Here is a 13,709-nt window from a genome sequence, read left to right as displayed (position 1 = left end):
GCCGGCGGCCGATCAGGATATCGCCCAGATTGCCTGTTATCGCGCCGCGCCGGTCGGTCCTGTCCCGATCGGCGCGGTTTTTCATGCTGCTCCAGGATCGCCGCCTTCGGTACGCCGCCAGGGCTGTGTCATTGTGAGTGAAACGATTCGCCCCTCCTCATCGGACCTACGATGCTGTCACGCCTTTGCCGGCTCCTCGCGTCGGCCCTGCTTTCCGCCTTCGCGATCGTCTTCGTAGCCGGCCAGCTCCTGGCGCAGACGCCGGCCCAGGCGCCGGCCCAGCCGCGCGATCCCTCCGAACAGGCCAAGGCGACGCTCGACCAGATCGAGACGGCGCTCGACCGCGGCCTGTCGAGCGACGAGCTGGTCGACCTCAAGCGCAAGCTCGACCCGATCCGCGACGCGCTCGCCGCCGCGCTCCTCGAGATCGAGCCGCGGCTGGCCGAGGCGCGCGACCGGCTGAACCAGCTCGGCCCGAAACCGGCCGACAATGCTCCGCCGGAGGCGCCCGAAGCGCGCCAGATGCGCGAGAGCCAGACCAAGGCGGTGGCCGACATCGATGCCCGGGTGCGCAGCATCAAGGTGCTGCAGGTGCGCGCCGACCAGCTCGCCGACCGGATCGTCGACAAGCGCCGCCAGCTGTTCACCGCCGAACTGTTCCAGCGGTCGACGCCGATCGTCGACCCGCGCTTCTGGAGCGAACTGTCCGACGCGCTGCCCTGGCTCGGACGCTCGACCGGCTTCCTCGTCAGCGACTGGTGGGACCACCTGACCGGCGTCGTCGGCACCGGCCGGCTGGCGGTGGCGGCGGCGACAGCGCTCGCGGCCATCGCCGTGCTGTTCGTCGTCTATCGCACCTTGCGCCGGCGCGGCCTCTACCGCCGCCCCGAGGACAAGCCCGTCTCCGATCTCGCCAGGGTCCTGGCCGATCTGCGCGTGACCGCGGAGCGCTCGCTGGTCCTGCCGATCCTGGTCGGCATCGCCGTGGCGATCGTCGAGAATTTCGGCCTGGTCCTGCCGCGCGCCGAGCCCCTGGTGCCGCAGGCGGTGATGGCCGCCGTCCTGGTCATCTCCTGCACCCGCGGCGTCATGCAGGGCACCTTCTCGCCGGGCGCGCCGGCCTATCGGCTGGTGCCGATGCCGACCGGCCAGGCGGACGCGATCTTCGATGCCATGCGGGCGGCGGCCTGGATCGTCGCCGGCTGGATCTTGTTCCTGGCCTTTGCGCGCGTGCTGTTCGCCCCGGTCGCGATCACCGCGCTGTTCACCGCCGTGACGGCGCTCGCCATGGCCGTGGTCATCGTCGTCTATCTCAGGCGCACCACCGAGCGGGCGCTGGACGACGACGACCAGACGACCGCGGAAGCGGCGGAAGGCAGCGCGGCCGCCGAGGCGACGGAGCCGCCGATCTGGGGCTGGACGCGCCCGCTGCTCTGGCTGATCGTCGCAACCATCGTCATCGGGATCATCGCCGGCTATTCGGCGCTGTCCGCCTTCATCGCCACCCGCCTGGTGGCGGCGGTGGTGATCGCGGCGGCCACCATCATCATCCTGCGCCTGCTCGACGCGGTCTTCGCCGAGTGGAGCGGCGCCAATACCCATCGCGGCCGCGTGCTCGCTGCCTCGATCGGCATCAAGCCCAGCCGCCTGCAACTGACCGGCACGCTCGTCGCCGGCATTCTGAAGGTCACCATCCTCGTCCTGTCGGCCTTCATCGTCCTCGGCCCGTGGGGCTTCGGTGGCGCCGCGGCGACACTCGACGATGCCTTCTTCGGCCTCAGACTGCCCGAGATCCGGACCGTCGCGCTGAACATTGTCGGTGGCGCGCTGGTGCTGGTCGGCGGCTTCCTGGCGCTGCGCGCGGTCCAGCGCTGGGTGCGCGACAAGGTCCTGCCCCTGTCGGGCATGGATGCCGGCCTGCAGAACTCGGTCGCGACCATTTTCGGCTATGCCGGCTTCGCCCTGGTGCTCGGCATCACCTTGCGCCAGCTCGGCCTCGACCTCTCCAACCTCGCCATCGTTGCCGGTGCCCTCTCAGTCGGCATCGGCTTCGGCCTGCAGTCGATCACCTCGAATTTCGTCTCGGGCCTGATCCTGCTTGCCGAGCGGCCGATCCGGGTCGGCGATTCCATCGTGGTGAAGGGCGAGGAGGGCTATGTCCGCAAGATCTCGGTGCGCTCGACCGAGATCGAGACCTTCGAGCGCGCCACGGTGATCGTGCCGAACGCCGACATGATCACCGGCGTCGTCAAGAACTGGACCCATTCGAACACGCTGAGCCGGATCGCGGTCCCGGTGCGCGTCGCCTTCGATTCCGATCCGGAAGTGGTGCGCGACGAGCTCATCGCGGTCGCCTGCGACAACCGTTTCGTGATGCAGCAGCCGCCACCGCGCGTCTTCCTCATGCGCTTCGCCGATACCGGCCTCGATTTCGAGCTGCGCTGCGTCGTCTCCAACGTCGAATATTCGCTGACCGTGCGCAGCGACCTGCAGCTCGCCATCCTCAGCCGGTTCCGCGAGAAGGGCATCATGATCGCGCCGCCGCCGCAGGCCGCGATCACGCGCACCTGATCCCGCTCAGCCGGTCGTCGCGAGCGCCGGCCGCAGCGTATCGTCGCCCTGCGCCCAGCGCGCCAGCACGCGCTGCCCCGGCGGGGTCACCTCGATGAGGCGGCTCGCCGCCGCGCGGCGCAGCCAGCCCTTGGCCAGCATGAGGTCGAGCAGCGCCTTGCCGAGCGCGCCGCCGAGATGCGGGCGGCGCTCGCTCCAGTCGAGACAGGCGCGGCAGAGCGGCCGCCGGCCGGCGCCGAGCTTGTCGACGTCGATGCCTTCCGCAATGAACCGCGCCCGGCCCGCGGGCGTCAGCGACAGGCCGCGCTCGTCACTGCGCAGGCGGCCGCCGGCGAGAAACCCCTCCATCAGCCGGACGCCCCATTCGCCGGCGAGATGGTCGTAGCAGACGCGCGCCTTGCGCAGGCCAGGATCGCGCGGCCCGGTGCGGGTGCGCAGGCGCCCGGTGCGCGCGGCAATGCCCATCAGACCCTCCAGCACCTGGGCGACATCGGCGCCGGACAATTGGAAATAGCGGTGCCGGCCCTGGGCGGCGACCAGCAGCAGGCCCGCCTCGCGAAGCTTCGCCAGGTGGCCGCTGGCGGTCTGGGCGGTGATGCCGGCCTCGTGGGCAAGCTCGCCGGCCGTCAGCGCGCGGCCGGACATGAGGGCCGAGAGCATGTTGGCACGGGCGGGATCGCCGATCAGCGCCGCCACTTCGGCAATGTCAGGCCCGTCCTTCATGGCGTGCTCCGTTCCGCCGCGCTCATCGGGCGCGCGACCGACACCCTAGCCCGGGCCGCGCCCCCATGCTTCGGCCGCGGCCGAAACGTCGGGGCCGGTCAGGTGGTCAGCCATTCGCGCAGCTTGGTCGTGCGCGGCTTTGTGCGACCGCCGCCGACCGCGACCTTCAGCGCCCGGGTTTCGCCGACCAGCACGACGAGCGAGCGGCCGCGGGTGACCGCCGTGTAGATGAGATTGCGGGCGAGCATGGCGTAGTGCTGCATGGTGACCGGCACGACGACCGCCGGATATTCCGAGCCCTGGCTCTTGTGGATCGTCGTCGCATAGGCGGGCATGAGGTTCTCGAGCTCGGCGAAGGAATAGCTCACCTGGCGGCCGTCGAACAGCGCGACGAGCTCGCCGTCCTCCTCGTTGATGCGCAGCACCGAGCCGAGATCGCCGTTGAACACGTCCCGATCATAGTCGTTCGCCGTCTGCATCACCCGGTCGCCGGCGGCATAGGTCCAGCCATAGCGTTCGACCGACCGGCCCTTGGACGGGTTCAGCACCTTCTGCACCTCGATATTGAGGTTGCGCGCGCCCATGATGCCCTTGTTCATCGGCGCCAGGATCTGCACGTCGCGCATCGGGTCCAGCCCGAAGCGGCGCGGGATGCGCTCCTTGACGATCTCGATGATCTTGGCGAGCCCGTCCTCGGGCGAATTCATTTCGACGAAGTAGAAGTCGCTGGCGACGCCCGGCTCCGGCAGCTCCGGCATTTCGCCGCGGTTGATGCGGTGGGCATTGGCAATGATGCGGCTCGCCTCGGCCTGGCGGAACACTTCCGTCAGGCGGGCGACCGGCACGAGGCCGGAGGCGATGATGTCGGCCAGGACCTGGCCGGGCCCGACCGGCGGCAACTGGTCGACGTCGCCGACGAGGAGCAGGCCCGCCGCGGCCGGCAGGGCCTCGACGAGCGCCATCATCAGGGGCACGTCGACCATCGAGGTCTCGTCGACCACCAGCAGGTCGCAGGCGATCAGATTGTCGCGGCCGCGGGCGAAGGCACCGAATTCCGGGTCGATCTCGAGCAGCCGGTGAATGGTCTTCGCCTCGAGGCCGGTCTGCTCGGTCATGCGCTTCGCCGCCCGGCCCGTGGGCGCGGCCAGCACCACCTGCGCGCCCTGGCGCGTCAGGATCTTCAGGATGGTGTCGAGCAGCGTGGTCTTGCCGACGCCCGGGCCGCCGGTGATGACCGAAACCTTGGCCTTGACGATGACGTCGAGCGCCTCGCGCTGCGAGGGGGCGAGCGGCTTGCCGGTGCGGGCCTCGACCCGCGGCACCTCGCGGTCGAGATCGACGCGGCCCCAGGGCGGCTCGCCGACGACCAGCTCCTTCAGCTTTTCGCCGATCACCTTCTCGGCGCGGTGCAATTCCTTCAGGAACAGGTGCGGCACGCCGCCGATCGTGTCGGCGATCAGGTTGCGGCTGGCGACTTCGCTGTCGGCGGCCTCGCCGAGCAGCGTCTCGTCGGCATCGAGCAGCCGGGCCGCGAGGGTAATGGCGGCCTCGCGCGGCAGGCCGCAATGGCCGTCGTCGCGCGCCTCCTGGAGGGCAAAGCCGATGCCGGCCCGCAGCCGCTCCGGTGCGTCGCGCCGCAGGCCGAGCGAGATCGCCACCTGGTCGGCGGTGAGAAAGCCGATACCGCGCACGTCGCGGGCGAGGCGATAGGGATCCTCGCGGATGAGGCCGATCGCTTCCGGTCCGAGGGCGCGGAACACGCGTGCCGCCTGGCCGAGCCCGAGCCCGTGATCCTGCAGGAACACGCCGAGATCGCGCACGATCCGGTCCTCGGCCCAGCTCTCGGCGATGCGCTTGATGCGGGCGGCGGTGAGGCCGGGGATCTCGGCCAGCCGGTGCGGCTCACTGTCGAGCACCTCGAAGGTGCGCTTGCCGAAGGCCTGGACGATCTTGTGGGCGGTGGCGATGCCGACGCCCTTGATGGCGCCGGAAGCAAGATAGCGCTCGATGCCGTCGCGCGAGGCGGGCGGCGCGGTGACCAGCGTCGTCGCCTTGAACTGCAGGCCGTGGGTGCGATCGTTCACCCACGAGCCTTCCGCCGTCATCATTTCGCCGGCGGCGACCGCCGAGGTCGTGCCGACCACGGCGACAGGCTGCGGCCGGCCGCGCACGCGCACCCTGAGCACGGCGAAGCCGGTCGCCGGTGAATGGAAGGTGACGCGTTCGACGGTGCCGGTGAGCGTCTCGACCGGGCTTTCAGACGATGAGGCAGCGCTGTCGCGCATGAGCGAATCGGAAACGACCATGGACGGGAAGGGTTGATCGAGCCTAGAACGCCGGCAGAGATCCGTCCACGCCGGTTGCCCGCAATGGCCTTTTCGCTCGCCGATGTCAGTCTCGCCGAGGCGGCACTCGTGGCGGGCACGGCATTCGGCGCCTCGATCATCGGCGGCATGGCCGGTTACGGCACCGGCCTGCTGATGCCGCTGGTGCTGGTGCCGATCATCGGCGCGGAAAACGTCGTTCCGGTCATCGCCGTCACCGCGCTCTTCACCAATGCCAGCCGTTTCATCGCCCTGCGCGCCGCGGTCGACTGGCGCAAGGCCGCGCTCATGCTGCCGCTGGCGCTGCCCCTGACCATGGCCTCGGCCTATGGCTTCACGCGGCTCGACAATCGCGGCGCCTCGATCCTGATCGGCACCATGCTGATCGTGCTCGTGCCGCTGCGCCGCTGGCTCAGCCATGCCGGCTTCCGGCTGCAGGGCTGGCAGCTGATGCCGGCCGGCGGCGTCTATGGTTTCGTCAGCGGGGCTTCGACCGGCGCAGGCGTCATCCTCATCTCGTTCCTGATGGCCGCCGGCCTGACCGGTCCGGCGGTGATCGCGACCGATGCCGCGATCTCGATCGCCATCGGCCTCGCCAAGGCCTCGACCTTCGGCTTCAACGCCGCCCTGCCGCTGCCGCTCCTCGTCTTCGCGCTGATCATCGGCTGCGCGACGGTGCCCGGGGCCTTTCTCGCCAAGCGGCTGCTCGACGTCATTCCGGTGCGGCTGCACACGCTGATGCTGGAGGCCGTCATCGTGCTCGGCGGTGCGATCGTGCTCGCGCGCGGACTTTTCGGCCGCTGAACCGCGGCGGCTGCAAGGCTCCCCTGCGACACTTGCAGTGACGGCACGCCCATATCTTAGTGTCATCCAAGCGTCACGGCGGACATCCTGGCACAGGAGGCGAGATGTCGGCGACCCAGGTGATCATCCGGCTGCTCGGCGACGTCGCCCTGCTGCTCTGGGGCATCCATATGGTGCATTCCGGCATCATCCGGGCCTTCGGCAGCCAGCTGCGACGCATTCTGGCGCTCAGCCTGCGCAACCGCCTGACCGCCTTCCTGTCCGGCGCGGCGGTCACCATGGCGCTGCAGAGCAGCACCGCGACCGCGCTGCTCGCGACCTCGTTCGCGGCCGAAGGCGCGGTCAGCCTCGTGCCGGCGCTGGCGCTGATGCTGGGCGCCAATGTCGGCACGGCCCTGATCGTCCAGGCCCTGTCCTTCGACATCACGCTGGTGTTTCCGGTCTTCATTCTCGCCGGCCTCGTCGCCTTCCGGCGCGGCCGGCGCACCCGGATACGCGATCTCGGCCGCGTCTCGATCGGGCTCGGCCTGATGCTGCTCGCGCTCTACCTGCTGGCCGAGACCATGCGGCCGGTGGAGAACGCGACCGCCGTGCGCGACCTGTTCGCGGCGCTGACCCAGGATCCGCTGCTCAACCTCGCAGTCGCCGCGCTCTTGACCTGGGCGGCCCATTCGAGCGTCGCGGTGGTCCTGTTCATCATGGCCATGACGGCGGCCGGGCACGTCGCGCTGCCCGCCGCGCTCGCCATGGTGCTGGGCGCCAATCTCGGCAGCGCGCTGAATCCGGTGGTCGAGGCGGTGGGCGAGGAACCGGCGAAGCTGCGCCTGGCGGCCGGCAACCTGATCAACCGGGTTGTCGCGTGCCTCGTCGCGCTGCCGTTCCTCAAGCCGGCCGCGGCCGCCCTCGGCGCCTGGGGCCTTTCGGCGAACGCGGCGGTGGCCGCCTATCACCTCGCCTTCAACCTCGCCACGGCGGTGACCTTCATCGGCATCCTGCCGCTGCTCGCGAGGCTGATGGTTCGCCTGTTCCCGGAGGCGATCAAGGCGAGCGATCCCGGCGCGCCGCGCTACCTCTCGGCGAATGCGCTGGATACGCCGGCCGTGGCGCTCGCCAATGCCGTGCGCGAGACGCTGCGCATGGTCGACGTGGTCGAAGCCATGCTGCGCGGCTCGCAGGACGTGTTCACGACCGGCGACCGCAAGCGTGTCGTCGAGGTCGTGCATATGGACGATATTCTCGACCGGCTGCATTCGGGCATCGAGCAATATCTGTCCGGCCTCGACAGCGAGGCCCTGACGGAGGAGGAGAGCCGCCGCCTGTCGGAGATCCTGGCCTTTGCGATCAATCTCGAGCGTGCCGGCGACGTGATCGACAAGAACCTGATGAAGCTCGCCGCAAAGCAGATCAAGAATCAGATGAGCCTCGCGCCGGCCGCCGTCGCCGAGATCGAGGCGTTGCACAACCGGCTTCTCGACGACCTTCAGCTCGCCGTCGCGGTGTTCACGACCGGCGAGGTCGGCGCGGCGCGCCGGCTCGCTGGCGAAAAGGAGGTGTTCCGCGCCGGGGAGCGCGACGCCATCGAACGCCATTTCGCCGAGATTCGCGGCGGCCGGACCAGCGAGGCGCATGAGGGATCGAGCCTGCATCTCGACATTCTCGGCGAATTGAAGAACGTCGCCGCCCATGTCATCGCGACCTGCTATCCGCTGCTCGAAAAGAGCGACATGCTGCGCCAGAACCGGCTGGCCTGAAGCGCGGCCGAAGGCCGGATTGAGGCATACTGCCTTATTTCGGTCTCATATCGCCGCTACCTCACCGCTATCGAGTTCAGGCCGAACGACTTGGCCCGCACCGCGCTTTGTCCGGTGCATTGCTGACGACCTTCCCAACGTCGATGATGTGTAAGCGTAGCGCTGCGTTCGCACGTCTTTATGCGCATTCGTTCCTTGAAAGGACATCTACATGGCTACCGGAACCGTGAAGTGGTTCAACACGCAGAAGGGCTACGGCTTCATCCAGCCCGATGCAGGCGGACCCGACGTGTTCGTTCATATCAGTGCTGTCGAACGGGCGGGCCTCTATGGCCTGAACGAGGGGCAGAAGGTCTCTTTCGAGGTCGTTGCCGATCGTCGCACCGGCAAGTCGGCGGCGGACCAGCTCCAGGTTTCCGCCTGATCCGGCGCGGGGCCGGAGACTTCGCGCCCGTCCGGATGGCAAGGCGCGAAGGCTGGCGGTCCCGCCACAATGTGCTTACAACGCAACCCTTGCCGGGGCGATTCAGACGCCCTGGCCGGGGTTTTTTGTATCGCGTATAAGACGCCGCCCACGGAGGGGCTTTGTATGGCGAAAGAAGACGTTCTCACCTTCGACGGTATGGTCACCGAGGTCATGCCGGATGCCCGGTTCAGGGTCGAGCTCGACAACGGTCACATGGTGATCGTCTATACCGCAGGCAAAATGAAGAAGAACCGGATCAAGACGCTGGTTGGCGACCGCGTGACGGTGGAAATGACCCCCTACGACCTCGACAAGGGTCGTCTGGTGTTCCGCCACAAGGGCGAGAGTGCAGGTGCGCCGCGTCCGCCGGGCGCACCGGCCCGTCGTCCGCCACCGCGCCGCCGCTGACCGTCCAGCGCCTGTCTGGCCGTCGGCGCGATGCCGGCGGTGCCCCCGTGAGGGGCTGTTTCGTTTGCGGGCTTTCAAGATGCCGTCCGCGCGCTCCGCGACCTTCACGGGCTTCGGTGCGATCGGCCTTTGGGGCCTGCTCGCGCTGTTCACGACCGCCTCGGGCAAGGTTCCGCCGTTCCAGCTCACCGCCATGACCTTCGCCATCGGCGGAGCGATCGGCCTTGCCGTTGTGGCGATGCGGCCGGGCGGGCTCGGGGCGCTGGCGCAGCCGCCGCGGGTCTGGCTGCACGGGGTTGCCGGCCTGTTCGGCTATCACGCGCTCTATTTCACCGCGCTGCGCTTTGCGCCCGCCGCCGAAGCCAATCTCCTCAACTATCTCTGGCCGCTGCTGATCGTCGTCTTCTCGGCGCTGCTGCCCGGCCACCGCCTGCGGCTGCATCATGTCGCCGGCGCGGCGCTCGGCCTTGCCGGCACGGCGCTCATCATTGCCGGCCGGGGTGGGCTCGGCAGCGGTTTCGCGGCAGGCCATCTCGTCGGCTATGCCGCGGCCATCGCCTGCGCGCTCGTCTGGGCCGCCTATTCGGTCAGCGCCCGGCTGCTGCCGGGCGTGCCGACCGAGGCGGTCGCCGGTTTCTGCCTCGCCACCGCCGTCCTGGCCGGGCTCTGCCATCTGGCCTTCGAGACCACGGTCTGGCCCGCGGATGCCGCCGAATGGCTCGCGGTCGCGGCGCTCGGCCTCGGCCCCGTCGGCGCCGCCTTCTATCTCTGGGACCGCGGCATGAAGCGCGGCGACATCCAGGTGCTCGGCGCGGCGAGCTATGCCGCCCCGGTCCTGTCGACGCTGGCGCTGGTCGTCTTCGGCTTCGCCGCGCCGACCGCCTCGCTCGCCGTGGCGGTCGCGCTGATCGTGCTCGGCTCGCTGATCGCCTCGCGCGACATGCTCAGGCGCCGGCCGGTCTGAGGCCGCCGCAGACGAAAATGTCGCCGGCGAGCTTGCGCGGGGTTATGGCTCGGCCGACAAAGCGAGCCGATGAAAGTCCGGGCGTCGCTCGAGGCCAGGCAGGACCTCGTTGCGATCGGCGACTATATTGCCCGCGACGATCCCGCGCGTGCCCAGTCTTTCGTTGACGAGCTCATCGGAAGCTGTGCGGGCGACGCCGCTCGCCTTCCCGAAATTCGGCGCTGCAAGGCGAAGGCATCCGCCGGCGCGTCCATGGCAATGATCAGATTTTCTTCGGATCGACAGCGAATGCGCCTTTGTCGTCCGCATGCTGCATGGTGCCCGCGACTATCAGGCTCTTCCATGATCAGGACCGCACCGGCGGCCGTCGGCAGTGGTAGCCATAGACCTCCTCGAAGCCCAGCCGGCCGTAGAGCGCGCGCGCCCGGTCATTGGCCTCGCGCACCTGCAGATAGGCTGTGTGGGCGCCCTTCGAGCGGCCCCAATGCATCAGGCCGGTGACGAGCCGGGTGCCGACGCCCTGGCCGCGCGCGGCGGTGGCAACGGCCAGATCGTAGAGGCCGACATAACCGCGCTCGGCAACCCCGAGGCCGTAGCCGACCGGCTGGCGGTCCAGATAGAGCGTGGCAAAAGCGGCGTCGACACGGATCGAGGCGACGATCTCGGCGAGCACGTCGCGCTGCCAGTCGGCGAGTTCATAGGCGCCGGCCGCGCCTTCGATCCAGTCAACCGAGGGCTCCTCGGCCAGGACCAGGGCGATGGCAGGCGCGCCCTTCAGCGCGACCCGGTCGGCGAGCGAGGCGGTCATCACCCGCGTCGGGTCGTAGAGCGTCCAGCCGGCGGCGGCGAGCGCGCTGTCGATGCCGGCGCCGGCGAGCGGGGTGATGCGCACCATCGGCTCGATGCCGGCCTTGCGATAGAGCGCCTTCACCGCCTGGATCAGCTCGTCCGCCGGCAGCGTGGAGGGAAACCAGGGACTTGCCGCATTGGCCCGCTTGGTATGGCCGCGCGCCATGCGCACCAGCCAGCCGTCGAGATGGATCGTCTGCAGGGCCGGCCAGGCGTTGAACAGCCGTTCCTCGAGATCGCGGACGAGGGCGAGGTCGGCCGGGGCGGGATCGTCCATGGCAGGGGTGCTCATGATTGCGGGCTCCAGCCGGCCGGCGCGAGCGTGAAGCCGGAAAAATCGAAACCCGGGGCCACGGTGCAGCCGACCAGCGTCCACTCCCCGAGGCTTTCGGCGGCCTGCCAATGGTCGCGCGGCACGACACCCTGCGGCCGCTCACCGGCGCCAAGGTCGGTGCCGAGGGTGAGCGTCGAAACCGGGCCCTTGACGTCGGGGGCGATCGCCAGCGCCAGCGGCGCGCCGGCATACCAATGCCAGATCTCGGTGGCGTCGACCTTGTGCCAGTGCGACCGCTCGCCGGCCCGCAGCAGGAAGTAGATCAGGGTCGAGGCGGCCCGGCCGTCGGCGCCCGCCGCGTCGCGGAAGGTCTCGCGGAAATGGCCCCCCTCGGGATGCGGCGCGAGATCGAGCAGGCGGATGATCGCCTCGGCGGTCAGCTCGGAGCCCTTGCCACGATCGGTCACTTGCGCGCCCGGCCGAAATCGGGATCGGCCGTGTCCTGGTGCTGGTCGATGATCGAGCGGCGGATGGCGCGGGTGCGGGTGAAGAGGTCGAAGAGCTGATCGCCCTGGCCCCAGCGGATATTGCGCTGGAGCGCGATGAGATCCTCGGTGAACCGGCCGAGCACTTCCAGCACCGCGTCCTTGTTGTGCAGGAACACGTCGCGCCACATGGTCGGGTCGGAGGCGGCGATGCGGGTGAAGTCGCGGAAACCGCCGGCGGAGAACTTGATCACCTCGCTCTCGGTGACCTGTTCGAGGTCGGAGGCGGTGCCGACGATGTTGTAGGCGATGAGATGCGGCACATGGCTGGTGATCGCCAGGACCAGGTCGTGGTGGTCGGGCGCCATCACCTCGGTCTTCGAGCCGAGCGCCTGCCAGAAGCGGGTGAGCCGCGCCACGGCTTCCGGGGCGGCGCCGGGCGGCGGGGTGATGATGCACCAGCGCTCGTGGAACAGTTCGGCGAAGCCGGCATCCGGACCGGAATGTTCGGTGCCGGCGACGGGGTGGGCCGGGACGAAATGGACATGGCCGGGCATGAACGGCGTCATCTGAGCGACGACAGAGCCCTTCACCGAGCCGACGTCGGAGACGATGGCGCCCCGCTTCAGATGCGGGGCGATGGCCTCGGCCACCGCGCCGCAGGCGCCGACCGGCACGCAGACGACGACGAGGTCGGCATCGGCGACGGCGGCGGCGAGATCCGTCGTCACGACGTCGGCGAGATCGAGCGCGCGGGCGCGGGCGACCACCTCGTCGGACCGGTCGGCGAGCGCGACCGCGCCGGCGAGCGGGACGGCCTTCAGGCCGCGGGCGATCGACGAGCCGATCAGCCCGATGCCGATCAGCGCGACCTTGCCGAAGAGGGGCGCGTCGCTCACGAGGCTTTGGCCAGGAACTGGGCGAGGGTCGCCACCAGATAGCGATTGGCCTCCTCGCTGCCGACGGTCAGGCGCAGCGCGTCCGGCAGGCCGTAGGCCGCGACCCGGCGCAGCACCAGGCCCTTGGAGGTCAGAAAGGCGTCGGCATCGGCTGCGGTCTTGCCTGCGGTCTTCGGGAAGTGGATCAGCAGGAAGTTGCCGACCGAGGGCGTCACGGCAAGCCCGAGCTTGCCGATCTCGGCGCTGAGCCAGGGCAGCCAGCGCTCATTGTGCTCGATCGCCGCCTGGACGAAGGCCTGGTCCTCGATCGCGGCGACGCCGGCATTGATGGCGGCGGCGTTGACGTTGAACGGCCCGCGGATGCGGTTCAGCGCGTCGACGACGTGGTCCGGACCATAGAGCCAGCCGATGCGCAGGCCCGCGAGGCCGTAGATCTTCGAGAACGTGCGCGTCATCACGACGTTGTCGCTGGAGGCGACGAGCTCGATGCCGCCGGCATAGTCGTTGCGCCGGACATATTCGGCATAGGCCGCGTCCAGCACCAGCAGCACCGATTTCGGCAGGCCGGCATGCAGCCGCTTGACCTCGTCGAAGGGGAGGTAGGTGCCGGTCGGATTGTTCGGATTGGCGAGGTAGACGACCTTGGTACGCGGCGTCACCGCCGCCAGGATGGCATCGACGTCGGTCGTCAGGTCGCGCTCCTTGACCACGACCGGCGTGCCGCCGGCGGCCAGGATGGCGATCTTGTAGACGAGGAAGCCGTGCTCGGTGAAAATGCCCTCGTCGCCGGGGCCGATATAGGTGTTGGTGATGAGCGAGAGGAGCTCGTCCGAGCCCGATCCGCAAATGAGCCGGCCAGGATCGAGGCCGTAGAGCCTGCCGATCGCCTCGCGCAGCGCCGCCGACGAACCTTCCGGATAGAGTTCGAGCTTGTCGGCGATCTGCCGATAGGCCTCGATCGCCCTGGGGCTGGCGCCGAGCGGCGTCTCGTTGGAGGAGAGCTTGTAGACCTTGGCGACACCCGGCGCGCCCGACTTGCCGGGGACATAGGCATCGATCGCCAGGATGCCGGGGCGCGGCTGCGGACGGGTGGGGGCTGTGCTCATCGGGGCGGGCTCATCCTGGGGCAGGAACGGCCATGCGCCCGACGAAGTCAGGCCGCGGCCGGCCTTGCGGTGTAGCCGACCGCGC

12 protein-coding genes are annotated in these 13,709 nt (G+C 69.4%); 6 read left to right on the top strand and 6 right to left on the bottom strand.

Annotated features, from left to right (window positions below; genetic code table 11):
* Nucleotides 1-171: 171 nt before the first annotated feature.
* Complete coding sequence (locus OZ671_RS12345) at nucleotides 172-2,571, top strand: DUF3772 domain-containing protein (protein ID WP_268861027.1); 2,400 nt, start codon at nucleotides 172-174, stop codon at nucleotides 2,569-2,571.
* 6 nt (nucleotides 2,572-2,577) lie between these two features.
* Here OZ671_RS12345 and OZ671_RS12340 read toward each other — a convergent pair whose 3' ends face one another.
* Nucleotides 2,578-3,294: an ArsR/SmtB family transcription factor gene (locus OZ671_RS12340; protein WP_268861026.1), complete on the bottom strand. Its 717-nt coding sequence runs from the start codon at nucleotides 3,292-3,294 to the stop codon at nucleotides 2,578-2,580.
* A gap of 98 nt (nucleotides 3,295-3,392) precedes the next feature.
* Nucleotides 3,393-5,579, bottom strand: a complete 2,187-nt coding sequence (gene recD2 / locus OZ671_RS12335; protein WP_268861025.1) for an SF1B family DNA helicase RecD2 — start codon at nucleotides 5,577-5,579, stop codon at nucleotides 3,393-3,395.
* Between the two features lie 84 nt (nucleotides 5,580-5,663).
* Here recD2 and OZ671_RS12330 point away from each other — a divergent pair, with 84 nt between their 5' ends.
* The 5 genes from OZ671_RS12330 to yddG all read left to right on the top strand — a co-directional run bounded on the left by OZ671_RS12330 (nucleotide 5,664) and on the right by yddG (nucleotide 10,011).
* Complete coding sequence (locus OZ671_RS12330; protein ID WP_268861024.1) at nucleotides 5,664-6,422, top strand: sulfite exporter TauE/SafE family protein; 759 nt, start codon at nucleotides 5,664-5,666, stop codon at nucleotides 6,420-6,422.
* 104 nt (nucleotides 6,423-6,526) lie between these two features.
* Nucleotides 6,527-8,173, top strand: a complete 1,647-nt coding sequence (locus tag OZ671_RS12325) for a Na/Pi cotransporter family protein (RefSeq protein WP_268861023.1) — start codon at nucleotides 6,527-6,529, stop codon at nucleotides 8,171-8,173.
* A gap of 211 nt (nucleotides 8,174-8,384) precedes the next feature.
* On the top strand, nucleotides 8,385-8,597 hold the full coding sequence (locus OZ671_RS12320; protein WP_038302810.1) for a cold-shock protein: 213 nt from the start codon (nucleotides 8,385-8,387) through the stop codon (nucleotides 8,595-8,597).
* Between the two features lie 165 nt (nucleotides 8,598-8,762).
* Nucleotides 8,763-9,047 carry a translation initiation factor IF-1 gene (infA, locus tag OZ671_RS12315; RefSeq protein WP_038302809.1) on the top strand — a complete coding sequence of 95 codons (285 nt, stop codon included), beginning with the start codon at nucleotides 8,763-8,765 and terminating at the stop codon, nucleotides 9,045-9,047.
* A 79-nt stretch (nucleotides 9,048-9,126) separates the two neighbouring features.
* Nucleotides 9,127-10,011, top strand: coding sequence for an aromatic amino acid exporter YddG (gene yddG, locus OZ671_RS12310; RefSeq protein ID WP_268861022.1), 885 nt, complete (start codon nucleotides 9,127-9,129; stop codon nucleotides 10,009-10,011).
* A 346-nt stretch (nucleotides 10,012-10,357) separates the two neighbouring features.
* Here yddG and OZ671_RS12305 read toward each other — a convergent pair whose 3' ends face one another.
* From OZ671_RS12305 to OZ671_RS12290, 4 genes are read right to left on the bottom strand one after another with little or no spacing between them, the layout of a single operon-like run.
* Nucleotides 10,358-11,152, bottom strand: coding sequence for a GNAT family N-acetyltransferase (locus tag OZ671_RS12305; RefSeq protein ID WP_268861021.1), 795 nt, complete (start codon nucleotides 11,150-11,152; stop codon nucleotides 10,358-10,360).
* Nucleotides 11,149-11,601 carry a cupin domain-containing protein gene (locus OZ671_RS12300; protein WP_268861020.1) on the bottom strand — a complete coding sequence of 151 codons (453 nt, stop codon included), beginning with the start codon at nucleotides 11,599-11,601 and terminating at the stop codon, nucleotides 11,149-11,151. Before OZ671_RS12300 ends, OZ671_RS12305 begins: the two co-directional genes overlap by 4 nt.
* Nucleotides 11,598-12,518 carry a prephenate/arogenate dehydrogenase family protein gene (locus OZ671_RS12295; RefSeq protein WP_268861019.1) on the bottom strand — a complete coding sequence of 307 codons (921 nt, stop codon included), beginning with the start codon at nucleotides 12,516-12,518 and terminating at the stop codon, nucleotides 11,598-11,600. Before OZ671_RS12295 ends, OZ671_RS12300 begins: the two co-directional genes overlap by 4 nt.
* A complete protein-coding gene (locus OZ671_RS12290) occupies nucleotides 12,515-13,624 on the bottom strand; it encodes a pyridoxal phosphate-dependent aminotransferase (protein ID WP_268861018.1) in 1,110 nt (369 codons plus the stop codon). Before OZ671_RS12290 ends, OZ671_RS12295 begins: the two co-directional genes overlap by 4 nt.
* Nucleotides 13,625-13,709 lie beyond the last annotated feature (85 nt).

This window comes from Phreatobacter sp. AB_2022a (assembly GCF_026847585.1).
Lineage (GTDB): Bacteria > Pseudomonadota > Alphaproteobacteria > Rhizobiales > Phreatobacteraceae > Phreatobacter.
Note: the sequence above shows the minus strand (reverse complement) of the source record. Positions and strands in the feature narration are given on the sequence as shown.

What these genes read in the sequence shown, in the direction of transcription:
- OZ671_RS12345 (WP_268861027.1), top strand. Translation starts at nt 172, where the DNA reads ATGCTGTCACGCCTTTGCCGGCTCCTCGCGTCGGCCCTGCTTTCCGCC.
- OZ671_RS12340 (WP_268861026.1), bottom strand. Translation starts at nt 3,294, where the DNA reads ATGAAGGACGGGCCTGACATTGCCGAAGTGGCGGCGCTGATCGGCGAT.
- recD2 (WP_268861025.1), bottom strand. Translation starts at nt 5,579, where the DNA reads ATGCGCGACAGCGCTGCCTCATCGTCTGAAAGCCCGGTCGAGACGCTC.
- OZ671_RS12330 (WP_268861024.1), top strand. Translation starts at nt 5,664, where the DNA reads ATGGCCTTTTCGCTCGCCGATGTCAGTCTCGCCGAGGCGGCACTCGTG.
- OZ671_RS12325 (WP_268861023.1), top strand. Translation starts at nt 6,527, where the DNA reads ATGTCGGCGACCCAGGTGATCATCCGGCTGCTCGGCGACGTCGCCCTG.
- OZ671_RS12320 (WP_038302810.1), top strand. Translation starts at nt 8,385, where the DNA reads ATGGCTACCGGAACCGTGAAGTGGTTCAACACGCAGAAGGGCTACGGC.
- infA (WP_038302809.1), top strand. Translation starts at nt 8,763, where the DNA reads ATGGCGAAAGAAGACGTTCTCACCTTCGACGGTATGGTCACCGAGGTC.
- yddG (WP_268861022.1), top strand. Translation starts at nt 9,127, where the DNA reads ATGCCGTCCGCGCGCTCCGCGACCTTCACGGGCTTCGGTGCGATCGGC.
- OZ671_RS12305 (WP_268861021.1), bottom strand. Translation starts at nt 11,152, where the DNA reads ATGAGCACCCCTGCCATGGACGATCCCGCCCCGGCCGACCTCGCCCTC.
- OZ671_RS12290 (WP_268861018.1), bottom strand. Translation starts at nt 13,624, where the DNA reads ATGAGCACAGCCCCCACCCGTCCGCAGCCGCGCCCCGGCATCCTGGCG.